This window comes from Bacillus sp. FSL K6-1000 (genome assembly GCF_038630785.1).
Classification (GTDB): domain Bacteria; phylum Bacillota; class Bacilli; order Bacillales; family Bacillaceae; genus Bacillus; species Bacillus safensis.
Map to the genome: position 1 here is coordinate 2,480,987 of NZ_CP152042.1, position 24,001 is coordinate 2,504,987.

23 protein-coding genes, 2 pseudogenes and 1 other annotated feature are annotated in these 24,001 nt (G+C 39.2%); of the genes and pseudogenes, 1 reads left to right on the forward strand and 24 read right to left on the reverse strand.

Annotation, left to right across the window (positions count from 1 at the left end):
* Positions 1–105: 105 nt before the first annotated feature.
* From leuD to ilvE, 8 genes are all read right to left on the reverse strand, one after another.
* Complete coding sequence (gene leuD / locus MHI46_RS12820; protein ID WP_047202464.1) at positions 106–705, reverse strand: 3-isopropylmalate dehydratase small subunit; 600 nt, start codon at positions 703–705, stop codon at positions 106–108.
* Between the two features lie 13 nt (positions 706–718).
* Positions 719–2,134 carry a 3-isopropylmalate dehydratase large subunit gene (gene leuC, locus MHI46_RS12825; RefSeq protein ID WP_039180431.1) on the reverse strand — a complete coding sequence of 472 codons (1,416 nt, stop codon included), beginning with the start codon at positions 2,132–2,134 and terminating at the stop codon, positions 719–721.
* Between the two features lie 40 nt (positions 2,135–2,174).
* Complete coding sequence (leuB, locus tag MHI46_RS12830) at positions 2,175–3,272, reverse strand: 3-isopropylmalate dehydrogenase (RefSeq protein WP_064497856.1); 1,098 nt, start codon at positions 3,270–3,272, stop codon at positions 2,175–2,177.
* 18 nt (positions 3,273–3,290) lie between these two features.
* Entirely contained in the window at positions 3,291–4,844 is a 1,554-nt protein-coding gene (locus MHI46_RS12835) for a 2-isopropylmalate synthase (RefSeq protein ID WP_039180437.1), read from the reverse strand.
* The gene (gene ilvC / locus MHI46_RS12840; protein ID WP_024423187.1) at positions 4,831–5,859 is read right to left on the reverse strand and encodes a ketol-acid reductoisomerase; all 1,029 of its coding nucleotides are present in this window, start codon (positions 5,857–5,859) and stop codon (positions 4,831–4,833) included. The genes MHI46_RS12835 and ilvC overlap by 14 nt, the downstream gene beginning before the upstream one ends.
* 18 nt (positions 5,860–5,877) lie before the next feature.
* The gene (ilvN, locus tag MHI46_RS12845; RefSeq protein WP_007501584.1) at positions 5,878–6,396 is read right to left on the reverse strand and encodes an acetolactate synthase small subunit; all 519 of its coding nucleotides are present in this window, start codon (positions 6,394–6,396) and stop codon (positions 5,878–5,880) included.
* A complete protein-coding gene (gene ilvB / locus MHI46_RS12850) occupies positions 6,393–8,117 on the reverse strand; it encodes an acetolactate synthase large subunit (protein ID WP_025092480.1) in 1,725 nt (574 codons plus the stop codon). Before ilvB ends, ilvN begins: the two co-directional genes overlap by 4 nt.
* 122 nt (positions 8,118–8,239) lie before the next feature.
* Positions 8,240–8,486, reverse strand: a binding site (T-box leader).
* Between the two features lie 8 nt (positions 8,487–8,494).
* The gene (ilvE, locus tag MHI46_RS12855) at positions 8,495–9,409 is read right to left on the reverse strand and encodes a branched-chain-amino-acid transaminase (RefSeq protein WP_039180440.1); all 915 of its coding nucleotides are present in this window, start codon (positions 9,407–9,409) and stop codon (positions 8,495–8,497) included.
* Positions 9,410–9,842: 433 nt separating this feature from the next.
* Here ilvE and MHI46_RS12860 point away from each other — a divergent pair, with 433 nt between their 5' ends.
* Positions 9,843–10,886 (forward strand): lactonase family protein, encoded by a 1,044-nt coding sequence (locus MHI46_RS12860; protein WP_034279790.1) that lies wholly within the window; start codon positions 9,843–9,845, stop codon positions 10,884–10,886.
* A 33-nt stretch (positions 10,887–10,919) separates the two neighbouring features.
* Here the strand turns inward: MHI46_RS12860 and MHI46_RS12865 are convergent, their stop codons facing one another.
* The 16 genes and pseudogenes from MHI46_RS12865 to MHI46_RS12940 all read right to left on the reverse strand — a co-directional run bounded on the left by MHI46_RS12865 (position 10,920) and on the right by MHI46_RS12940 (position 23,839).
* Positions 10,920–11,339 carry a YkvA family protein gene (locus tag MHI46_RS12865; RefSeq protein ID WP_058838320.1) on the reverse strand — a complete coding sequence of 140 codons (420 nt, stop codon included), beginning with the start codon at positions 11,337–11,339 and terminating at the stop codon, positions 10,920–10,922.
* 94 nt (positions 11,340–11,433) lie between these two features.
* A complete protein-coding gene (gene dltD / locus MHI46_RS12870) occupies positions 11,434–12,600 on the reverse strand; it encodes a D-alanyl-lipoteichoic acid biosynthesis protein DltD (RefSeq protein WP_039180447.1) in 1,167 nt (388 codons plus the stop codon).
* Positions 12,600–12,836: a D-alanine--poly(phosphoribitol) ligase subunit 2 gene (dltC, locus tag MHI46_RS12875; RefSeq protein ID WP_024423191.1), complete on the reverse strand. Its 237-nt coding sequence runs from the start codon at positions 12,834–12,836 to the stop codon at positions 12,600–12,602. The genes dltD and dltC overlap by 1 nt, the downstream gene beginning before the upstream one ends.
* 21 nt (positions 12,837–12,857) lie before the next feature.
* A complete protein-coding gene (gene dltB, locus MHI46_RS12880) occupies positions 12,858–14,042 on the reverse strand; it encodes a D-alanyl-lipoteichoic acid biosynthesis protein DltB (RefSeq protein ID WP_039180449.1) in 1,185 nt (394 codons plus the stop codon).
* The gene (dltA, locus tag MHI46_RS12885; RefSeq protein ID WP_039180452.1) at positions 14,039–15,544 is read right to left on the reverse strand and encodes a D-alanine--poly(phosphoribitol) ligase subunit DltA; all 1,506 of its coding nucleotides are present in this window, start codon (positions 15,542–15,544) and stop codon (positions 14,039–14,041) included. The genes dltB and dltA overlap by 4 nt, the downstream gene beginning before the upstream one ends.
* 14 nt (positions 15,545–15,558) lie before the next feature.
* Positions 15,559–15,708 (reverse strand): teichoic acid D-Ala incorporation-associated protein DltX, encoded by a 150-nt coding sequence (locus tag MHI46_RS12890; RefSeq protein ID WP_024427820.1) that lies wholly within the window; start codon positions 15,706–15,708, stop codon positions 15,559–15,561.
* A 252-nt stretch (positions 15,709–15,960) separates the two neighbouring features.
* Positions 15,961–17,190: a kelch repeat-containing protein gene (locus MHI46_RS12895; protein WP_260774567.1), complete on the reverse strand. Its 1,230-nt coding sequence runs from the start codon at positions 17,188–17,190 to the stop codon at positions 15,961–15,963.
* Positions 17,191–17,403: 213 nt separating this feature from the next.
* Positions 17,404–17,949: pseudogene (locus tag MHI46_RS12900) on the reverse strand (DUF4241 domain-containing protein).
* Between the two features lie 326 nt (positions 17,950–18,275).
* Positions 18,276–18,677: a DUF1878 family protein gene (locus MHI46_RS12905; protein ID WP_144494540.1), complete on the reverse strand. Its 402-nt coding sequence runs from the start codon at positions 18,675–18,677 to the stop codon at positions 18,276–18,278.
* A gap of 19 nt (positions 18,678–18,696) precedes the next feature.
* On the reverse strand, positions 18,697–19,158 hold the full coding sequence (locus MHI46_RS12910; protein ID WP_075611730.1) for a hypothetical protein: 462 nt from the start codon (positions 19,156–19,158) through the stop codon (positions 18,697–18,699).
* Positions 19,159–19,591: 433 nt separating this feature from the next.
* Positions 19,592–19,895 (reverse strand): annotated as a pseudogene (locus tag MHI46_RS12915) (HNH endonuclease).
* Positions 19,896–20,249: 354 nt separating this feature from the next.
* Positions 20,250–20,858: a hypothetical protein gene (locus tag MHI46_RS12920; RefSeq protein ID WP_260774568.1), complete on the reverse strand. Its 609-nt coding sequence runs from the start codon at positions 20,856–20,858 to the stop codon at positions 20,250–20,252.
* A gap of 41 nt (positions 20,859–20,899) precedes the next feature.
* Entirely contained in the window at positions 20,900–22,069 is a 1,170-nt protein-coding gene (locus MHI46_RS12925) for a hypothetical protein (protein WP_342502840.1), read from the reverse strand.
* Positions 22,070–22,280: 211 nt separating this feature from the next.
* On the reverse strand, positions 22,281–22,481 hold the full coding sequence (locus MHI46_RS12930; RefSeq protein ID WP_251180563.1) for a hypothetical protein: 201 nt from the start codon (positions 22,479–22,481) through the stop codon (positions 22,281–22,283).
* Between the two features lie 138 nt (positions 22,482–22,619).
* On the reverse strand, positions 22,620–23,078 hold the full coding sequence (locus MHI46_RS12935) for a hypothetical protein (protein WP_251180564.1): 459 nt from the start codon (positions 23,076–23,078) through the stop codon (positions 22,620–22,622).
* Between the two features lie 221 nt (positions 23,079–23,299).
* The gene (locus tag MHI46_RS12940; protein ID WP_251180565.1) at positions 23,300–23,839 is read right to left on the reverse strand and encodes a site-specific integrase; all 540 of its coding nucleotides are present in this window, start codon (positions 23,837–23,839) and stop codon (positions 23,300–23,302) included.
* Between the last annotated feature and the right edge of the window lie 162 nt (positions 23,840–24,001).

The following is a 24,001-nucleotide window of genomic DNA, read 5'->3' on the forward strand; positions in this document are numbered from 1 at the left end:
CATATTTTTTATCAGTTTACCAACGAAGATTAGTAAACACAAGTAACGAGAGGTTTTCATGCAAAAAAGAAGCCGTCACACCTCGGGCGGACAGCTTCTCGTTGCTTAAGCGCGCAGCCAGTTGCTACGCTTTTCTTCAAATGCTTGAATGTCATCTTCTAGTAGTAATGTTAATGAAATCTCATCATAACCATTTAGGAGCATTTCTCTCCAGTGAGGGTCGACTTGAAAAGGGGTGATATTCCCTTCGTGATCTTCTATCTGCTGTTTTTCAAGATCAACCGTCATCTCATACCCTTTGTTCTCATATGATGCTGCGAAGGTTTTCCACACATCATAATCAAGGCGAATCGGAAGCATTCCATTTTTAAAGCAGTTTTGATGAAATATATCTGCGAATGATGGTGCAATGACAATTTTAAAGCCATAATCATCAAGCGCCCAAGGAGCATGTTCCCTAGATGATCCGCAGCCAAAGTTTTCTCCTGCGATCAAAATGGATGCTCCTTCATAGATCGGCTGATTCAGTTCGAAATCTGGATTTGGGCTGCCATCGGCTAAATAACGCCAGTCGAAAAAGGCAAAGCGGCCATATCCTGTTCGTTCGATTCTTTTTAAAAATTGCTTCGGAATAATTTGATCTGTATCTACATTGATACGGTTAAGCACAGCGGCTTTCCCTTTATGAGTGACTAAAGGCTCCATCTATGACAACTCCTTACACGACTGTTTTCTCTTGATTAAACTTCCTGACATCGACAAATCGGCCATGTATCGCAGCCATTGCAGCCATTGCCGGGCTGACAAGATGCGTTCTCGCACCCTTCCCTTGACGCCCTTCAAAGTTACGGTTTGATGTGGACGCGCAGCGTTCGCCCTCCGGTACCACATCGTTATTCATACTAAGGCACATACTGCAGCCTGATTCTCTCCATTCAAATCCTGCTTCAAGGAAGATTTCATGAAGACCTTCTTTTTCTGCTTGCAATTTGACACTTTGAGAGCCAGGCACCACAATCGCTCTGACATGATCTGCTACTTTTTGTCCTTCAATCATAGAAGCGGCTTGGCGTAAATCAGTCATTCTTGAGTTCGTACATGAGCCGATAAAGACATGCTCAATCGTAATATCTTCTATACGCTGATGCGGATGGACTCCCATGTATTCGTAAGCACGAATCGCTTCTTTTTGATCATCTTCTTGTGCAAAGTCCTCAGGTCCTGGAATTGATGCATCCACAGGCAGTACCATTCCTGGGTTAATTCCCCACGTAACCATTGGTGAAATCTTATTTCCATCTAACACAATGGTTTTATCGTAGGTTGCACCTGGATCTGTTCTAAGTTCTTCCCATTCTTTAATAGCTGCTTCGAAATCTTCGCCCTGCGGTGCATATTTGCGGCCGCGGCAATATTCGAAGGTGACTTCATCAGGTGCAATCAATCCTGCTCTCGCGCCTGCTTCAATCGACATATTACAAACAGTCATCCGCTCATCCATCGTCATGTTTCTGAATACTTCCCCAGTGTATTCAATGACATAACCTGAACCGAACTTCACGCCGTGTGCACCAATGACGGCTAAAATGACATCTTTGGCGGTTACCCCTTTTTGAAGCTTTCCGTCTACTCTAATTTCTAGCGTTTTCGGACGCTGCTGCCAAAGTGTCTGTGTAGAAAGTACATGTTCAACCTCACTTGTACCGATCCCAAAGGCAAGTGCACCAAACGCGCCGTGAGTTGATGTATGACTATCTCCACAAACGATTGTTTTCCCCGGAAGTGTCAATCCAAGCTCCGGTCCAACGACATGGACGATCCCCTGGTCAACACTGTGGAGATCAGCAAGACGAACGCCAAATTCCGCACAGTTGCGCTCTAAGGCACTCACTTGCTTTTTAGCAATCTCATCTTTAATCACAAATCGATTCACAGTTGGGATGTTGTGATCCATCGTCGCAAACGTGTTTTGAGGTCTTCTTACCTTGCGCCCTTTTTGTCTTAATCCTTCAAATGCTTGAGGTGATGTCACTTCATGCACCAAGTGCAGATCAATATATAAAAGGTCTGGTTTCCCCTCGCCGCTTTTGACTATATGCTGATCCCATATTTTTTCGATGATTGTTCGAGGCATAACCCTTTTCCTCCCTCTATCTAATTCCACAAGATTCTATTTATACAATGGTTTGCACGCGCTGCTTGAGTGCGTCTACAACCGCATTAGTGATTTCTTCAGTCGTTTGATATGTTCCCTCTTTTGCTGCTAAATCTTTTGTTCGTTTGCCAGAGGCAAGAACAGCTTCCACAGCGTCTTCTATTGCAGCCGCTTCTTCTTCTAATGCAAAGGATGTTCTAAGCAAGCTTGCTGCTGATAAAATGGTTGCCAGAGGGTTTGCAACGTTTTGCCCCGCAATATCGGGTGCTGAACCATGAATTGGCTCATATAAATGAAGGCCTGTGCTTGATAAACTAGCAGATGGCAGCATGCCGAGTGATCCAGTAATCATCGAAGCTTCGTCACTTAAAATGTCGCCGAACATATTCTCAGTCACAATGACATCAAATTGAGCGGGCTTGTAAATCAGCTGCATGGCTGCATTGTCGACTAGCATATGCTCAAATTCAACTTCTGGATATTGAGAAGCAACTTCCTCTACTGCTTCACGCCATAGTTTACTAGAAGCAAGAACATTCGCTTTATCCACAGACGTCACTTTTTTCCGTCTCGTTAAGGCCATATCGAACGCTTCTTTTAATACGCGGACAATTTCTTCCTTTGTATAAAGGAGCGTATCAACGGCAGCTTCTTTTCCTTCATCATCTGTATAGCGTTCGCTTGGTTCACCAAAATAGAGGCCGCCTGTTAATTCACGAACGATGACGAAATCGACTCCGTTAATGTGATCCTGTTTTAACGGAGATGCCTCGCTTAAGCTATCGAACACCTTTACAGGGCGGATGTTAGCAAATAAGTCCAGCTGTTTACGAATGGCGAGCAAGCCTTTTTCCGGACGAAGCTCTGGCGGGTTTTGATCCCACTTTGGTCCGCCGACTGCTCCTAATAAAATCGCATCAGCGCTTTTGCATACATCTACTGTTTCCTTTGGAAGCGGGTTGTTTTTTTCATCTATTGCGATACCGCCAATGAGCGCAGTTTCAAATTCGAATTCGTGCTGAAATTGAGCCGCTGTCTCTTGAAGGACAGCGACTGCAGATGTCACGACTTCCGGTCCGATTCCATCGCCGGGCAAAAGTGCAATTTTCTTTTTCATGAGAACCTTCCTCCTTTCCTATGAGATCGCGTGATGTTTCTCAATTTCAATTAGATTTGATTTGAAGATTAAATGTCTGTTCACTGCATTGACGTAAGCTTTCGCCGATGCTTCAAGCACATCTTGCGCTACACCACGTCCTGCTGTTTCTTTTCCTTCTATTGAAACAGTGACATATACTTCTGCTAGTGCATCTCTGCCTTTTCCATTTGATTGAATGCGGTAGTCCAGCAAATGAATTCTTTCTTCCATACAGCGCTCAAGCGTGTTGTACACAGCTTCTACACTGCCTGCACCTGTAGCTGCTTCTTGAATGACTGCCTGTGTTTCTTGGTTTTTCAGAGAAACTGTTGCTGTTGGCATTTGTTCTGTTCCATAATGCACTTGCAGACTTTCAAATTCGTAGCCAATTTTTCGATCTGCTACTTTTTCTTCTAATATAATAGAGATCAAATCATCATCTGTAATTTCTTTCTTCTTCTCTGTCAAGTTCTTGAAAGTCTCAAAGAATTTATTGATTTCGTCTTCCGTTAGTTTAAAGCCTAGTGTTTTCATGCGGTCTTTAAACGCGTGTCTTCCGGAGTGTTTTCCAAGGACAAGCACATCTGTTGTCACACCGACAAGCTCTGGAGAAATAATTTCATAGGTTGTTTTTTCTTTGAGGAAACCATCTTGGTGAATACCTGATTCATGTGCAAAAGCGTTGTTTCCAACGACTGCTTTATTACGCGGCACAATCATTCCTGAGTATTTGCTCACTACATCACTTGTACGCTTAATTTCATTCAATTGAATCGTTGATTCGACCTGGTAAAAGTCTTTTCGAATATGAAGAGCTACTGCAATTTCTTCTAACGCGGCATTTCCAGCGCGCTCGCCAATTCCGTTGACAGCCGTTTCAATTTGATCTGCTCCATTTTCAATGGCAGCAAGTGAGTTTGCCACAGCCATTCCTAGATCATCGTGACAGTGAGCGGACAAGTTAACGCGGTCGATATTTGGAACGTGTTCCTTCATATATTTAAAGATATTCCCGTACTCTTTTGGCGCTAGGTATCCAACTGTATCTGGCAAGTTAATGACACTCGCCCCAGCGTCAATGACCTTTTCTACAATTTCTGCCAAGAAAGCAAGATCTGTACGGCACGCATCTTCTGCTGACCATTGGACAACTGGAAAACGTTCTTTCGCATATTTCACCATTGCGACAGCCTGTTCTACGACTTCTTCACGTGTTTTCTTTAGTTTATGCTTCAGGTGAATGTCAGAAGTAGCAATAAAGACATGAAGCCTTGGCTCCACTCCATCTTTTAATGCTTCCCATGCAGCATCAATGTCACCTTTCACACATCGTGCAAGACCAGCAACAGAACAGTTTTTAATCGTTCTTGCTATTTCTTGTACGCCTAAGAAATCCCCTCGGGATGAAGCGGGAAAACCCGCTTCAATGATATTAACCCCAAGGCGCTCAAGCTGCTTTGCAATAATTAGCTTTTCTTGTGCATTTAAGTTCACTCCTGGTGATTGCTCTCCATCTCGAAGTGTTGTGTCAAAAAAATTAATTTTCCGCACCGACGCTCACCGCTTCCTTTTTCTTTCCTTGTTTAACGAAAGGCATCATTTCACGAAGCTTTCTACCAACGATTTCAATTTGGTGCTCATTTTCATTTGCATTGATTGCATTGAAACGTGGACGATTCACTTGGTTTTCAACGATCCATTCTTTTGCAAAAGTTCCGTTTTGGATATCAGTCAAAACAGCTTTCATCGATTCTTTTACTTTTGCATCCACAACGCGTGGTCCTGATACGAAGTCACCCCATTGTGCTGTATCAGAGATTGAATATCTCATGCCTTCTAATCCTTCTTCATACATAAGGTCAACGATTAATTTCAGTTCATGCAGACACTCGAAGTATGCAAGCTCTGGCTGATAACCAGCTTCTGTTAACGTTTCGAAACCTGCTTTCACTAGTGAAGTAAGACCTCCACAAAGAACTGCCTGCTCACCGAAAAGATCCGTTTCTGTTTCTTCTTTAAATGTTGTTTCAAGAACGCCCGCTCTTGCTCCGCCAATCGCTTTTGCATAAGCAAGTGCTTTGTCTTTCGCTTGACCAGATACATCTTGATAGATAGCAAATAGGGCAGGTACACCAGCGCCTTGCTCATACGTTCTTCTCACAAGATGTCCTGGACCTTTTGGAGCTACAAGATACACATCTACGTCACTTGGAGGAACAATTTGATGGAAGTGAACGTTAAATCCGTGTGCGAATACAAGTGAGTTTCCAGCTTCTAATTGATCTTTGATTTCTTCATCATATACTTTCTTTTGCTGCTCATCTGGAAGTAGTACCATGACGACGTCTGCTTGTGCTGCTGCTTCTTTTACTGTGAATACTTGATGACCGTCTTCTTGTGCTTTTGTATAAGATCCGCCTTTTCTCACGCCGACGATGACATCTACGCCGCTTTCTTTTAAGTTCAATGCATGTGCATGACCTTGTGATCCGTAACCAATGATAGCTACCTTTTGACCATTTAATACGTTTTCTTGAATATCACCGTTATAATATACTTTTACCATTTGACTCTCTCCTTTTGTTTAGACAATTGAAATTGTTTTATTTGTTTGCGGCTTTTGCTGATTATCTCTCGCAAAGGCCGTGGTGCCAGTTCTGGCGACTTCTTTAATGCCGTATGGCTTAAGTAATTCAATGAGTGCTTCAATTTTTGAAGACTCACCTGTCACCTGAATGACGACACTCTCTCTGCTCACATCTACAATAGAAGCTCTAAAAGGTTCAATGACCCCCGTGATCTCCATTCTAGATGCTGGTGCAGATACGACTTTTATCAAAGCCAGCTCTCGCTGAACGATTGATTGGTTTGTAATGTCTGTTACTTTCAGAACATCGATTTGTTTGTTCAACTGTTTTGTCAGCTGTTCGATGTCTTTCTCTTGGTCTACATGGACGACGAACGTGATGCGTGATACATCTTGAATCTCAGAATGGCCGACCGTAATGCTTTCAATGTTGTAGTGTCTTTTAGTAAAGAGGCCTGTGATTCTGTTCAGTACGCCTGATCGATTTAATACAGTCAACACAATAATTCTTTTCAAGGTTTCACCCCCACCATCTCATGAAGTCCTTTCCCCGGTGCTACCATCGGGAATACTTTTTCATCTCTCGCTACATTGACATCGATGAAAACAGGCTCTCTAGAGGTTAAGGCTTCTTCGAGTTTTTCTTTCGCCTCTTCGTCTGATGAGATTCTGATCCCTTTAATGCCATAAGCTTCAGATAATTTTACGAAGTCTGGCTGCTCTGAAAATTTAGAGTGTGAGTAGCGTTCTTCGTAGAAAATTTCTTGCCATTGTCTTACCATTCCAAGGCTGTGATTATTGAGTACAATCACTTTGACTGGAAGGTTCAGCTCACGGATAACGGCAAGTTCTTGCAGGGTCATTTGGAAACCTCCGTCTCCTAAAATTGCTACAACGGTTGCCTCTTGATCAGCTAGCTGAGCGCCAATGGCTGCTGGTAATCCGAAGCCCATTGTGCCAAGTCCTCCAGATGTGACCCACTTATCTGCATTTTCAAATGGATAGAACTGTGCCGCCCACATTTGATGCTGTCCGACATCAGTTGCGACAATGGCTTCACCTTTTGTGAATTGATGAATGTATTCAATCAGCTTTTGAGGTTTAAAACCTTCAGCTTCGTTTTCAACGTACCAGAGTGGATATTCTTCCTTCCACTGATCTAATTGATTTTTCCATTCGTCTGATTCCCCTTGCTTCCCGTCTTGCTTGATCAGCTCTTCAAGAACGAGCTTACTGTCTCCAACAACCGGGATATGGGTATGAATGTTCTTGCCAATTTCCGCTGGGTCGATGTCAATATGAGCGACCTTCGCATGTTTTGCAAAATGATTGAGGTTGCCTGTTACCCTGTCATCAAATCTTGCTCCGATTGAAATGAGCAGGTCACATTGATGAAGAGCCATGTTCGCTGCATATGTGCCATGCATACCTGCCATCCCTAGGAAAAGAGGGTGCTTTGCCGGGAATCCGCCAAGTCCAAGCAATGTATGAGCGACTGGGATTTGCTGCTGCTCTACATACTGTCTTAATTCTTCAGATGCTTTGCCATGAAGAACGCCGGCTCCTGCTAGAATGACTGGTTTTTTCGCTCTGCTGACAGCTTCTACTAATTTGCGAATTTGCAAATAGTTCGGCTCTACTTTTGGCTGATAACCAGGTAAATCAATTGGCTGGTCATATTCAAAGGTTCCTTCAATGCCTGCGACATCTTTTGGAATATCAATCAAGACTGGGCCAGGTCTGCCTGTTGTTGCGATATGGAATGCCTCTTTAATAACACCAGGTAACTCCTCTGGATTTCTTACCTGGTAGCTGTGCTTTGTAATTGGCATTGTGATGCCGAGCACATCTGCTTCTTGGAAAGCATCCGATCCAATGACTGACGTTGCCACCTGCCCTGTGAATACAACTAAGGGAAGTGAATCAATCATCGCATCTGCAATTCCTGTCACAAGATTTGTCGCTCCAGGCCCTGATGTTGCAATGACAACACCTGGTTTACCAGATACTCTTGCGTATCCTTCTGCTGCGTGAATCGCTCCCTGCTCATGTCTTGGCAGGACATGAAATAAACCAGAATCGTAAATTTTATCGTAGATTGGCAAAACTGCTCCGCCTGGATAGCCGAAAATGACTTCTACTTTTTCTCTTTTGAGTGCTTCAATTAACATGAGTGCACCGTTCATCGTTTGTGGCGCTTTTGATTTTTCCGTCTCCATTTGTACATTTGTCCCCATTTGATTTCCTCCTCTTTGTCTTGCTTCAGTCAAGTCCTTTCACCCTTTTCCATTCAAGATAGAGATATGAGACCATATAAAAAAGCCTTCTCACCCCACAATGACACTACTTTTCACTAGGTCAAAGGGGCGAAAAAGCTTTGTTTTTCGCGGTACCACCCTTGTTCACGGCAAACCTTGCTGCCGTCTCATGGACATCTTTCGTCCATTTTGGTAACGAGTGAGCAATGTCACTCGGCCTGCCCTACTATCATTTCAAGCAGACACTCAGAGGTGAGTTCACTTTAGAAAGTAACACCGGTTTCCAGCTAGCACCGGCTCTCTGTAGATACTGACTCTAAAGCTACTAGTCCTCTTCAACGTTTATCGATATCTATTTAACTTGCATGAATGTTTTCATCTGTAAAAACAACTTTTTCTCCTTCTTCAACTACCCGCTTACGGAATTGTTCAAGAAGTTTGTTTGTGTGGAACCCAGGTTTCCCTTCACCGATTGTACGGCCGTCAACTTTGACAACGGCGATGACTTCGGCTGCGGTTCCTGTTAGAAATACTTCTTCTGCAGTATACACATCATGTCTTGTGAAAGGTTCTTCTTTCACTTCGTAGCCTAAGTCTTCCGCAATTTCCATGATGGCATTTCTTGTGATGCCTTCAAGTGCGCCGATATAACCTGGCGGTGTATAAAGCTTGCCTTTTTTATAAATAAACACGTTGTCTGCAGAACCTTCCGCCACGTACCCTTGATCGTTCAGCATCAGCGCTTCACTCACACCGGCCATATGGGCTTCGATTCGGACAAGAATGTTATTCAAATAATTTAATGATTTCACTTTTGGGCTAAGGACATCTGGACGATTTCGTCTTGTTGGAACCGTCACAATGTCAATACCCGTTTCATATAGGTGCTTTGGAAAAATGGCCAGCGGCTCTACAATGATCACTGTGTTGGCTCTCCCGCAGTTGTTAGGATCTAATCCAAGATCACCCGCTCCTCTTGAGACGACAAGGCGGATATAGGCATCCTTTAGGCCGTTCCTTTCAACTGTATGAATCATTTTTTCCGTGAGTTCCTCAAGTGAATATGGAATGTTCAGCATAATGGATCTGGCGGAATCATACAGGCGGTCTAAATGTTCTTTCATTCGAAAGATATTTCCGTTATACACGCGAATCCCTTCGAAAACACCGTCGCCATATAAAAAGCCATGATCGTAAACTGAAATTTTCGCATCCTCTTTTTTCACGAGTTCATCGTTTAAAAAGATCCATTGTTCCTTTTGGTCTTCCATTTTCAGTGAGCACCCTCTCTTTCAAACAAAAAGTAGTTGAATTTTCAGACACTTTATTTTGAAGTGTCAATCGCTTGCACTGCGTGTTTGTTTAGCTTTTGTTGAACCCATCTTACGCCGCTTTCCATACAGTGTCAACAGCATTTTTAAAATTATTAGACAATTTAGACTAATCAAAATTAAATGTATACGCTTACACCTTTGCTAGACAAGGAATGAAAAAACTTAAAATTTTTTGTATTTTTTCTTCAATTTATTTACTTTACATGAACGCTTTTCTTTTGAGAAAACTTTTGTGATATTTTTTCACATAATTTTTGATGAATATTGTGAGATTTCAATGACTTTGTTTTTTCTTTTGGTATGCCTTTCTAAAGCGTTTTCCTATGAATTTATGATAGAATGAGAGCATCTAATAGAAGGAGGGCAATACATGGCTAACATCAGAGGTTATATCGGTACGTATACAAAGGGAGACAGTAAAGGCGTTTATACGTTTACATTAAATACGGACAAGCAGCAGATTGAGCAAGTAGAAGTCGCTGCTGAGCTTGAAAATCCTACATATTTAACCGTGTCAGAGGATCAAAAGTTTGTTTATGCTGTTGTGAAAAAAGGATCACAGGGCGGCCTTGCTGCGTATCAAATTGATTCAACAACAGGCAGACTTCACTTCATCAACCAAGAGCTTGCCGATGGAGCTTCTCCTTGTCACGTCAGCGTGGACAGTCAAACGAAAACGGCGTATACAGCAAACTATCATAAAGGGACAGCAGAGATGTATGAGATCGATGCTGAAAATGGCTCAGTGATCCGCACGCTCTCACAGGCGCAGCATGAAGGAACTGGCCCTAACGAAGATCGTCAGGAAAAGCCACACACCCACTTTATGGGTCTCACGCCAGATGAACAATTTGCTGTGGCTGTTGACCTTGGAACAGATGGAATTTATACGTATAAGAAAGAAGACGGCAAACTTGAGCTTGCTCATACATTTGAAACAAAGCCAGGCAGCGGACCTCGTCATATCACATTCCACCCAACGAAACCTGTGGCATATGTTATGACAGAGCTAAGCTCAGAGGTCATTGTGCTTCGTTACTTTGAAGATGGTCATTTTGAAGAGATTCAAACAATCGCGACCATTCCAAGCGATTTTACAGAGAACAATCAAGGCAGTGCTATTCATGTCTCTTCAGACGGCCAATTTGTTTATGCAGGAAATCGCGGTCATGACAGCATTGCGATTTTTAAAGCAGACGATGACGGCCAATTAAGCCTAGTCGAGATTGCTTCTTCTGAAGGAAACTGGCCTAGAGATTTTGTGCTTGATCCAACAGAAGAATTCCTCGTCGGTTCAAACCAAGAATCTAGCAATCTCGTGTTATACAAACGCGACAAAGAAACAGGACGACTCACTGTATTACAATCAGACATTACCGTCCCTCATCCAGTTTGCGTGAAATTTTTAGGATAAAAGAAAAAAGCCTCCAATAACGGAGGCTTTTCTTTATGCAGACGGCATACCGCCATCCTCAAGCTTTTGATCAATCAAAGACGTATCGGTTTTTTCGCCGAACCATTTTGACAGCCTGTCTTTTGCTTTTCCTTTCACATCATCATCAATGTACATTGCTACTTGAAATAGAGCAAATGTAATGGCGCCTAAATCATCTGTATAGCCGACACCAATCAATGTATCAGGAATGAGGTCAAGCGGAAGGATAAAGTAGCCGAGTGCTCCAATAATCAAGGTCTTTGCTTTGACAGGCACTTCGGGTTTTTGCAATGTATAGTAAAGTAATAGCACAGCATAGACTAGAGAGACACCAGCTTTTTGTGCCGTCTTTTTTAGCTTTTCCCAAAAGGCATGATCATTAAAATGCTTCTTCGAACGCTTTAATAGTTCTTTTTTCTCAGAACGATTCATCATATCGCCTCCATCTACAGCATAGCCCTTTTCCCTCAGTTATACAAGATATCCGCTGATTCGACAAACAAAAAGCAGCAGAAAGCTGCTCTTTCTACTGCTCTTTGTAAAACTTTTCAATTGCTTTATCGATGTAAACCCATCCTTTATAAGACACATGAATCGTATCTTTAAAGAAATATGGATCGTACTCATGCTTAGTCAAATCTGCGACTTCATACCCATTATCTCGAATTTGACGATTGATTTTTTCATAATAACCTGTACGGCCTTCTTTCGGAAAACCAGTGTAATCATACCACTTTCCGTTGACAGGAATCGTTACAAACAAAGGCTTTGCCCCTGCCTGTTTTAAAATATCCAGCATGATTTGAAAATCTTTATATTCTGGTGATTCGGCATAAGAATGACCTTCACGGGAATCCTTCATCTTCTTCATGATCGGTTTCAGTTTGCGGTCAAACAGTTTTTGATTAATATAAAACGGGTTGTCCCCTGCTCTTTCCGCACCAAAAATGCTCGCTTCTTTTTCAAGCTCAGCCCATGTTTTTCCTTTGACTGAAGGAGATGGTTGAAGCTTGCGCTCATGCCCCGATCCAATCGTATAGTACATGTCTTTCTTTTGAAGCATGCCATAATACATTTTCGCAATAGGAGAAATCGCGCCATAAGCGAACTTGTTTCCAGATAGCTCTGCTTTAAAAAGCTCTGTAATCACCATGTCGTTTTTGACTGCTTTAAACTTCATGATTCTTTTAATCAGCTCTTTTTTCACAGTTGGATCAATTTCTTTATTATAGGCTAGATTCAGCGCCTGAAGCGCTGAATAGTTAGGTGCAAAGTGATTCTCGTCAGATCCCCATTTCACAAACCACTGCGGGGACACGATAAATACAAGCTTCTTCCCTTTTAATTCATCCATATGCGCTGCAAAGTTCATCGCATGAATTAATGATTGCGATCCACCTTTTCCAATTAGATAAGGTGTGAACCCTTGAGGATTCTCATGAAAGAAATTCGAAGGGTGATATGGATCAAAACGTGATAGTTCAGAAGATCCATAGATCGGCAAATAAGTTGGATCTTTTAGCATTTCATCTTGTAAATAAAGCCCTTGAAACATCCCTGGATCTAATTCTGTGGCTGACTTTTGTAATTTGTCTTTTGGGATCAGGTGTGAGAGCCATGCATTTGGTACAAGAAGAACACCAATGAATAGAACAGCCGCTAAAATAAGCGGCCCAAAAAAACGCTTTTTCATTACTTCATCTCTGCCAGCTGCTCAGCAATATGATTCGGCGTATCCCACACATCACGATCGAATTCTGTAATCGGAACAGTGATTCCGAGTTGACTTTCAATTGCCATAAGCAGTTCTACTGTACCAAATGAATCAAGAAGACCTTCTTCAAAAATCGCAATCTCTGGATTTTCTTTCACAACGTCATCCTGACAAACCTCTGCAATAATACCGTATACTTGATTTTTAAATTCCATAATTTTCTACTCCCTTAATGATTAATGATGAAATGGTTTTCCTGAAAAAATATAAAATCCGAAACAAATCACATGGAATGTAATAATGATAGACACAACCATTGTGACCTTATTATCCGGCCACCACTTGTGCTTTTTATTCCATTTCTCAAATAAATTGTAACCGGACATGACAACTGCATGATATAGTCCGTAAATAATATATTGAAGGGCAAGACCATGCCAAGCACCCATCAATAGAAAGAGGACAAAGTACCCGATATTTGATACAGCCATACGGTTCTTGATCCACTTCTTTTTGGTCATAAAGAACACAAATCTCATAAACACGTAGTCTCTGAACCAGAAGGACAGGGACATGTGCCAGCGATTCCAGAAGTCTTTAATATTGCGGCTGATAAACGGTTTATTAAAGTTCTCTGGCGATTTAATGCCCATAATATAACTCACACCTACAGCAAATGCTGTATATCCAGCAAAGTCAAAGAACAAATACATGCTGTAAGCATACATATACGTTAACTGCTGAACAAAGTGACTGCTGCTAATGTGATGAATATTCATCAGAATATACGTGTGAATCAGATAACCAATAATGAACTTATATAAGAAGCCAATGAAAATTTTATGAATACCGGAATACAGAAGATCACTGTATGCTTCCTTTTCAGGCGGTGTATCCATATCTTTTTCAAATCGGCGGTAACGGTCAATCGGACCTGATGAAATCGTCGGGAAAAAGACAATGAAATAGACCAAACGATGAATCGGAATTTTCTTCTTAATCAAGCCGTCTCTTGTCTCGATAATTAACTGAACACCTTTAAATGTTAAGTACGAGATCCCCAAAAAGCTCAACCAGTTAATTGGCGCCGGTTGGTGCGGGTGATGAGTTAAAAAGAACGGTAATACCTTTGACAGCACAAGCGGCAAAATTGATGCCACCACTGCTGCATAGAAAACGGATGCCTGATTCGCCTTTAACCGGTATGCAAGGTACAGGCGAATGATTAAGACTTGCCACACCGTGAACAAGAAGAGCAGCAGTGCGCCATGTGCATCCTTTGAGAAAATAAGCGCGAGTGCCACAACCGTTGCAAACATGTTGTAGCCCTGCATTCTTTTGCCGCGAAGACCAAGAATGATCGTCGGCAAAAGAAGAATACCAATTAGAATGAAGAAAAAGAATGAACTAAACGGAATCATAGAAGAACCTCTTTCGCGATTCTCTTACGGTCAACCTTCCCGTTTGGCGTCATGTAAAGCTGCTCAAGATAGACAAACTTTCTTGGAATCATGTACGCTGGCAGTGAATCCGCCATTTCTTTCTTAATCGCACTTGTCAGCTGATACTCTTTTTCAAATGAATGAGCTGCTGGAACAATCGCTGCAATCAAGTACTCGACATGACCGTTTGGCTGGAATGGCACAATCACACAAGCATTGACATAGGTTGTCTCGCTTACATGATATTCAATTTCTTCAAGCTCCATCCGGTATCCATGAAGCTTAATTTGATAGTCGAGACGACCGTGGCACGTAATTAATCCATCCTGCGCCACACCTGCGTCACCTGTGCGGTAAGCAGGGCGTCCTTCGTATTCAAAGAACACTTTATCCGTTAAGGCTTGTTCACCTAAGTAGCCTCTCGTGACGCTTGGCCCCACGATGACAATTTCGCCTTTCTCACCATCAGAAAGTGTCTTGCCTTCTTCATCTAAAATGACGATATCTGTATCAGGTTTGGCATAGCCGACTGGTAAAGAATCGTGCTGATCAAGAATCTCCTGCGTGACTTCAATCGATGTGATCGCAACAGTTGCTTCAGTTGGACCATACGTATTAAAGACCTGCGCCTTTGGAAAACGCTCCAGAAGTGCACTTGCTACAGCTACAGGAAGCGCCTCACCGCAGAACAAGAAAACTTTCAGCTCTGGTAAAAGCTCTCCTGTAAAGGAAGGGTCCATTAAGCACATTTGCACAAAGGATGGTGTTGATGTCCACACTTCAACGTCAGATTGACCAAGTGCTGCAAACATATCCTTTGGCTTATTGACAAGATCTTTTACTAAACAGTAAAGCGTGCCGCCTGATTGAAGCGCTGGATAGAGATCCATCACTGATAAGTCAAAAGAAAATGGTGCTTGATTTAAGAATGTGCGTCCCTCACCAATTGGGAAGTCGCGGCACATCCACTCTGTAAAGCTTTCTAAATTATTGGCTGTTACCTGAACGCCTTTCGGTTTTCCGGTACTGCCAGACGTATAAATAATGTAGAAAACATCATCTTGTTGAACCCACTGCGTGGATGGCGGTGCTTCTTTTTCAAGTGCTAAAAGCGATGCCGCACTTTTCACTTCAATGTGCTCTTCTACATCTAATACATTCTGCTCATTTGCACATATCAATAGACTGGCTTTTGAGCTTTCAATGATTGAGACGATGCGCTCAACAGGTATTGAGATATCGACCGGAATATAAGGTCTGCCTGATTTCACACTGCCTAAGAAAGAAATCAGCATCTCTGGCTCCATATGACCGTAGACAATGACAGGTTCACTGCCAGCTGCGACCGCATCGATCGCACCAGCCATTTGGTCTGATAAATGCCAAAGCTCATCATATGTGATCGACGCCTGTTGAGAAACAAATGCTGGCTGTGTTGGTTTCGTTTGCTGGTATTCATGAATCGTGTGTAATAGTTTCATAGTTTAATCTCCAATTAAAAATCGTTGTAAATGAATGATCCCGTATTTGCTGTGTGGAATCCGTAAATAAAGAACAATAATAGCAAAATAAGTAAGTAAAAGCTTGTATATCCTATCCATTTTACAGACTTATTTTCTGATAGCTTCTTGAATAGCATATTGATAACCTCTTTTCTTTTGACACTTATAGAGACGCATGGATCATCAAAAGAGTTTCATATCAAACCATAAAATTTTTAAGAATTGCTAAAAAAATGTCGAACCTTGGAATGTCTCTTTTGAGCAAAGCTGTCTTATTGTAACAAAGATTTAATACATTTGAAATAAAATCCGAGCTTAAATTTGCCTTAAAATTGCTGAAAGCTGTCGAGCTAACTCAAAAGCCACCTAGTTTGATTAGATGGCTTTGATTTCAATTACTTCTTATATTTATTGACTTCGAACATGAGAATGTTTTTAAACACTACATAATCCTTTTTACTTTCAAATGGACCTTTGTTATTGTCATGCTCGTCAATTTCATAAAAACCTGGTCCTTCTCCTGCATCACGTTTTTTGTACCAGGATAGGAAGGCGTTGACTTCTTTCATTGAAAGGTCATACTCTTTCTGTAAGCCATTGACCATTGTGATGATGAGTAGTGCATCGCCGTCTTCATTTGTTGCATCGTCTTTAGGAGGTGTTGTTGGTTCTGTGTCTTTGTCACCAGGTGGTTCGGTTTCAGTGTTGTTTGGAAATTGCAGGTCTTTTAAAGATAAAGAGATGACAGATTTGTAGTTTTGATCTGCAATCTCTGTATAATTCAGATTATAATCTCGACCGCCAATAACGTATAAAGTATCGTCAATAATGACAGATGAAGCACCTATACGAGGATTGTGATAAGGTACATCTACACCTATAATTTCTTCTTTATTAGCATCATAAATATTTAATTTTCTAGTTGAAGAGGCAGGAAATACCATATTCCCTTTATAAGTAACGCCAGTTAAATAACCTGAAAGATTTCTTTTCTTAAATGACCAAACTCCTTTGTTTGTGTCATACTCAAAAACTTGGCGATTATCGTTCTGTCCAATTATATAAAACTTCTCTTTTAAAACTAAACCTGTCGCACCCTCTGCTTTTACATTTAGAGGAGCTTCTTCTTTCCATGTTTGACTGGTTAAATCATAACTAAAAAATTCTTTACCGCCTAGTACATAAATTTTATTTCCAATAACACCCGCTTGAACGTTATATGAGCCTTTTGATTTGCTAACAAAGGGAATATCAGGTAGTGTTTCCCATTCATCTTTTTTTGTATCATACACTTCGAACTTATTATAAGTAAAACCCGTATGTTTTCCAGCAAGGACATATATTTTTGAACCTACTACTACTGATGCTGCTCCTCCTCTTCCAGTAGGTATATCTTTCTTTTTAGTCCATTTGTTTACAGATGGATCATATTCTAACGTTTCTTTGTCGGCATTAAACCCACCAATTACATAAATTTTCCCATCTACAGCATTAGCTACAGCTCCCACTCTTGCTGTTGGCAAATCAGCTAATTGATTCCATTCATCCTTAGCTGCATGTACCATTTGAACTGACTGCGTGAATGAAAGGATTACTAGTAACATCATGACGATCCATTTTTTCAAAAATAACACTCCCTTTTCATTATCTTACTTCTTCATTATCGGAGCGTTTTTTTATTTTTATAGAATCATTGAATTTTTTAAAGAGAAATTAATAGAAAAAAGCATCGGAAAAGTGACTTACTATAGAGTCGCTTAAAATAATAGGTTTAATCAAAAAATGCCTAAGTCTATAATCAAAGAACAATAAAAACCCATGATTTCATGGGTTTCTCGTCATTTCATGATAAGAAAATCCGTCACAAGGTAAGCAGGTTTCCCTTTTTGATCTAGCCCCCAAAAGCTTGGATACATCCCGTCACTGATGACTGTTGTAAACATGGCAATGTCCACCTTGTCATGAAAACGGGTGACGAGCCAGTCCCATGTGTGCTTGTAGTTTTGTTCAAGCGCTTCTGCAAATTCCTCATAAAGATAGAAATCATTGTCCTCTTTATATCGTTTATCCTCATAAGCTTATAAATATATTGCTGCTTCCGCATCCATGAAACAACCCATTCCCGTATTCACACCGTAGCCGAATAACTCGTCTTCTTTCAACTGATTGAGTTCCTGCCCTGCTCTTGTGGCAAGCTCCCATTCTATTGCTTGCTCGTTTGTAAACTTGATCATTGCATAGGCGACGCGTTCGTCACCGCTTTCTAATCGTTTTACTACAAGTAAAATGGAATATTTCCCTAGAGTAACTTTCCTCGTAAAAGATTGATCACCTTCTGAATCAAAAGGATCACAGGCAACGATATGCCCGCTCGTGATCTCGATATGGCCTAGCTGTTTAGCAAATTATTGATCACCTTCAGGGCTGCTTGTTGTTTCTCCATTTTCATATAATAGGTGTTTTGGTTTGATATTATAAAAGAGATCATTCCTTTCATTGTTTTTCTGATTACCTTCTACTATACACTTTAGTTTTTTTAATTGAGGAAGAAGAATATTTAAAAAAGAGATATGATTCCCTTTTTAAGAGAGCTGTCGTTTTTATAAACGGCAGTTTGTGAAGCTTTAAAAGTTCCATAAAACAAAAATCCCTCAAATTCTCTCCAGCTTTTCAGTAAAAAAGCCCCTTCATCAAGCGAAGGGGCTGGCAATTAATTATTTTTCAATAAGAACTCACATACAGTTGGCTGAATATGCTGTCTTTGAAGGCTCATTAATAAGTATTTGGTTTCGATATCAGAAGAAAATATTTTCTCCTTATAATGATCAAATTCTTGTCTTGTTGGCACTTCATTTTTCAACGCTTCTTCAACAGAAATCCCAACCGCTTTCAATTTTTCATTTGTGGATGCTTTCTTGATTTCTAGAGACTCTTCTTCTCCATTTAAACGATTAGAGAAAATCCCCAAAATTTCAACGACAGCATCTACTTGCTCTTTCCTTAAATTATGATCCAAAGCAAACATGAAAAATGGATGGTCATCTCCGTCAATGATTGTCTTAAGTAAATAATTTTGATACTTGAGGAGTTCTATCTCTCTTTCTAAATTCATCGTGTCACTCCTTTGTTAATTATGCAATAATGAACATAATTGCCCAAGCAATTGTTCTTGCAGAAGATGCTGGTATCCCCAATTCAAAGATCAGGAAATCAATTAATCTTGCTTCAATACTGTTTGTAACACTGTCAAGAAAATCGGCAATTTGTTTGGAGTACTTTTTAACGTAATCTGCATTTTTCTTACTCAAAATTTCCAGAAGGTCTCCTAGAAGTTTGCCGCCATTCCTTAATGCATAGACTAAAGCGTCTTTTTTCAAACCTTTTGTACTTAGTGTAGGATCATTTACTACAGTATTATTAATTTTATTCGTTAATTCGTTTTGAACTGTAGCGTTTTGTAGAACGGTACTCTGCAATTCAACTTTAACTAGATTTTTTTCTTTTTTGTTCTCTGCTGCATACGTAGAAACTGGGGCTACAATTGAAAATAAAGTAGTCAATGCTAGTGTTCCTGCAATAATTTGTTTTTTCATTTAAAATTCTCCTTAAAAGCAGATGCATCCGCAAGAGTTTATTGGCCTATAAAGAACATTAACAAATACAGGAATTTTTTTATACACTTTTTCTTATTTTTGAATAAAATTGGTATTTAAATCCTTATTTATTTAACAAAAAATAATCTTTATGTCTCTTTTTGTTAAATTTAATAATCTATTATTCTTACTACTTTTTATCTCTCTCATAAGGTTTTATGTGTGATCAACAACCGGTTTCATTTCGTTTACCTTGTAACATACAAGAAAGGTGCTAAAATCGATCATGTTAAATCAACAAAAAGTCCTTCCATTATGGAAGTACTTTTTGTTACACATCAGTATATTTTAGATGTAGCTGTGATATATGTCTGTTATTACTTATATTTTTGATACATTAACTTTCATGGATTTATTTTATCTGCTCTTTGTTTCAATAACTATTACACATGCTTTCAAGATTATTTAAATCTAATCGTTTGTTCCAATCCTGTTTTAGCTCCACTATGTGATGAACCATGACAGCAGGGACGACACAATCTTGTTTTAAACGGCTTTGACAAAGGTAATTGTCTCGCATTAGAACAAGTTGTCTTGTCTGTTTGTTTATCTTGAACATGATTGTTGTAATACTTCGATTCCTGCTGCTTACCATCAGCATGAGTAGGACAATAACCATCGCTTGTTAACTCTCTGCACCCTCGCACCTTACACTCCCTCAACGGTTTAGGTGGCATTGGATTCACCAGCTCTCCTCTCATCTATCATCGCAAACAAAACAAAGGCATGTAGATGCCCCACTTTCTGTACAGCATTAAACTCCCTGTACTCCCGTTGATATGATGCTAGATAGGATCGAGCTGCTTCATAGGTCAGAATCTGGCTGACATGTAGGAGACTGTATATAGCTTGCCTATCCCTCACACCATAAGACCCAAGCATCCCTAACCCCCTGATGATCTCCCCATCCGCCCATTTGCATCCCCTTTTATTAAGGGCTTGCGTGTCCAATTGCTGTGTTAATAATTAATTCCCTGAGTGAGTTGTCCACGTTGTGTCCCTCCCCAAAATAAAAAGCACCCCGAAGGATGCTACATCTTTATTTTCTTATTATGTATCTTGTCTAAAAAACTACCTTGAAAATAATTTAAGTTTGCCGAGTAGTATTTGAAACTTGATACCGCAATAAACACTATTACAAGTTGGATAACTAACATAATCATTACTGGTATCACTATAAACCCGACAGCTAAACAATGACTTACCAACACAGTACCCAAAGCATGAATTGTCGATAGCAGATACCTATACCTTTCAACGATATAGTTTCTTTTATCTTCTTTAAGTTTTAATAAACTTTCGTGCCATAAAACTTCAAAATAAAAATAATCGTTCATATTGTTATCTTTCCAATTTGCAGGTTCGGGAAAATCCTCCACCTGCTTAATTGCATTATCAAAAATCCTATTTTTATTAAATATCCAATTCGCTACAAAGTATAAATGATGAATTATATAACCCACTACCACTCCAAATATACTTAAAGAAATGAAAACTCCTATTAATTTTCCAAACTCATTTAAATTTATGTGGGCTGATATATATGCATAATCAGTGATTGCAAAGTAGGTCCCAATCCAAAAAATTAACATCCATCCAGGTATGCCCCATCTTATTAAATACTTTGTTTCAAAGCTCACTCTATCAATCTCCAATCTTACCAACAAACAAGTAATCAAATCTATCTAAAAAGTTTTTCAAATAAAGAAAATTTACTTTTTTTAACTTTGTTTTTTTTGCTGTTTTCTTCGCTAGATTGTTCCAAAATGACTTCCTCTAACAACCCTCTATAAATACGAAATTTAAACGATTTCTTCCGTCTTCTTTCTGTGTTATGATACCATCCAAACCATAAGACGGCTTGCATCAATAAAAGAATCAAAAATACTGAAAATAAAGGCACCTTAGGTTCTCTTATCATTAAATTTGTTCCACAGGTCATTACCGTAAAAATTATAGAATAAAGGATTGGAGTAAACTTAGAATCTTCTTTTAAAATATCTAAATTATAATCTAAAATTTTTATAAGCTGTTCTATTTGAACTCTTGTGAGTTTGACCGCTTTAATTCTTTGTTTGAAATCTATATGATCCTGAAAATTTGCCCGTTTTTCATAAGGACATCCAAAACTTTCAAGATATTCTAGCACATTATCTATTTGATAAAACTTTTTTTGCTCTTTTACCTTTTTTTTGCATTTCAAGAATTTAAGGATCACTTTAGTAACTCCTTCTGATGTTTGACTAGGATAATTTAGTATTTTTTTTGCTGATTCTGAATTTATGTCTTTCGAAACATCCCTGTAAATAAATTCTATATTTACTTTTTTACCTCCTGCCTCTTTATTAATTCTTTTCCATTCTGCTTTTAAGATCACTTGTTGAACATACTCAAACTGTTTAAATGTATCAAAAAATTCATACTTAGTAGGTGTAGAAGTAAGTTGTTCAATACATATTTCCATACGTTCAAATAAAATTTGATGTGGTTTCTCTCTAGGATTTAATAATAATTGGATATAACTTTGGGTCTTTTGCATAGTAGCAACTATTTCACTAAATTCATCAGATTTGTATATTTCATTTGCAGGGATTTTAGTTTTCAAACGCATTATCTGATAAATACAACCATTAAATTCAGCAAATGCATTTCTCAACCTATTAAGCCATTCTGCTCTCTCTTTAGTTATTGTGCTGATAATCATACTTTTTCGATTATTCTTAGAAGAGTTTTTAATAGAAAGATACACACCGAGTAAAGCTATTAACGAAGCCGAAATTAGAGCAAAAGGCTCTGGGTACTCAACAAAAAATTCAGTTATGAAATTCCATAAACCACTAATGATAAACAAATTGTTCCCCTCCTAAAATATATTTCGGAGTTTAAACAATTTTATTTAATCGCATGCAAATTTTGTCGAACGAAAAGCGACCTCCACAGTGGAAGCCGCTTTCAAATTATCACCTAATACCATCATAACCGTTCTCAGACAAAATGCTTTGCCAAGATCGTGCCAAAAGTGTGCCATTATCATGCCATAAAATAAGCAGCTAACAAAATGCTTATTTCATTTTTTTCACACTAACATCAGTGACATTATTTAATTGAATAAGATAATCTACTTCCAAATATTTATCAAAATGCTCAAACCAACCTCTATCAGAAGTAATATCGCTTAAAAGTTTTTCTTTGCTCTCAGCTTTCACTGTTAGAGTTCTTGTGTTTTCTTTATCAAAAGTAAAAACAACTCGGAATTTTTTCAATATAGTTCACTCCCTATCTTTAAACCGAGAAATGTGGTGAATTGTATTCTATTTACTAACTTTATCGAAAAAAGGGAGCGCTCTCAGAAGCCACTCCTCTCAAAAACTGAAGACATAAAGCTATGCACAATGTTTAATTCACTTAAAATTGTTCAACTGTTCTGTAAGTATAGAGATATCATTTTCTGTCTTTTCAAGAATGACAGACTGCATTTCTAACAAAAAATTTATGCCATTCATGGCATTTTCAAATTGTCCTTCTAGTATTAAGTGGCTCCATGAAGAAGGTTCTGAATCCATATAGGACTCTCCTGGTTTCATTAATGTTACTTTTTTGAAACCAGGATCATAAACAAAAACACGATTTGTATCACTCTCTATTCCTAATACAGGTCCAAGAGATGTATTAAAAGTAAAGTTAGGATGTGCAAATTTTAATTGACTAGTTTTATACCAATTAATTATTTCTTCAAACTCTTTAATTTTACTCTTAAGTTTTTTTAATTGTTTTTTTCTCAACTCTTTTATAGATTCAATATTAGTATCTACTTTTTCTCTTACATCTTCTAGTTCTGATAATAACTTTTTTGTATCCATTTAACCATCCTCTCATTAGATTAAATTCATAATACCACATTTATCCACACAATCCACCAATTAACCATATCTATTATTGTGTCTAACTCAGGGAATCGTTGAATCCTTTGTCCCTCTTGCTTTTCAGCCAATTCTTTAAAATGAGTTGGACATTTTCTCATTATGGTTAGTTGATGAAAAAGAGCGCAAAAAAGACCCACCTGCCATTTAAACAGATGAGCCTATAAGCCAAAGTCGTCCATTGTTCTATCCATTGTGTCCTGTGTGATCCCGATATATCTCAATGTAATATCTGGACTTGAGTGGTTGAATATTTCTTGCAGCAAGGCTACGTCCTTGAATTTCTTATAATGCCAGTAGCCGAACGTTTTTCGTAGCGTATGAGTTCCTATACTATCAAGCCCCACATACTCCGCTGCCTCTCTCAATATATTGTATGCACTGCTGCGGCTGATAGGTTTGTTTAGCCCCTCCCTGCTTCTAAATACATACTCTTGATCATCATGATCTTTAATATATTGATCTAGTGCTTTCCGAAGCGTCTTGTTTATCTTGATTCTTTTTTCTTTGCCTGTCTTCTTCTCCCTCAAAGACACATATTGTTTCTTAACGTCTTTGACACGTAATTGAAGAAGATCAGATATTCTCAAGCCTAAATTGATTTTGGCCACAAAAAGCAGCAGGTTTCGTTTGTTCCGCTCTTTAAGATATTTTTTAATGTAGTGATCTAGGATTAAGGAAAAGAGTGTGATAGTTGACATAATACGTTATATTACTTATTTTCGAACGCGTTCAAATATCTAGAAATACCAACCTACTCATGAAAGCTTACTGAAACCCTTCAAATAACTCCTTCACAAGTTTATTCATTATTAATACTTGGATTAGCAGTAAACAACATAGATATTAAAAGGGAATAAGTA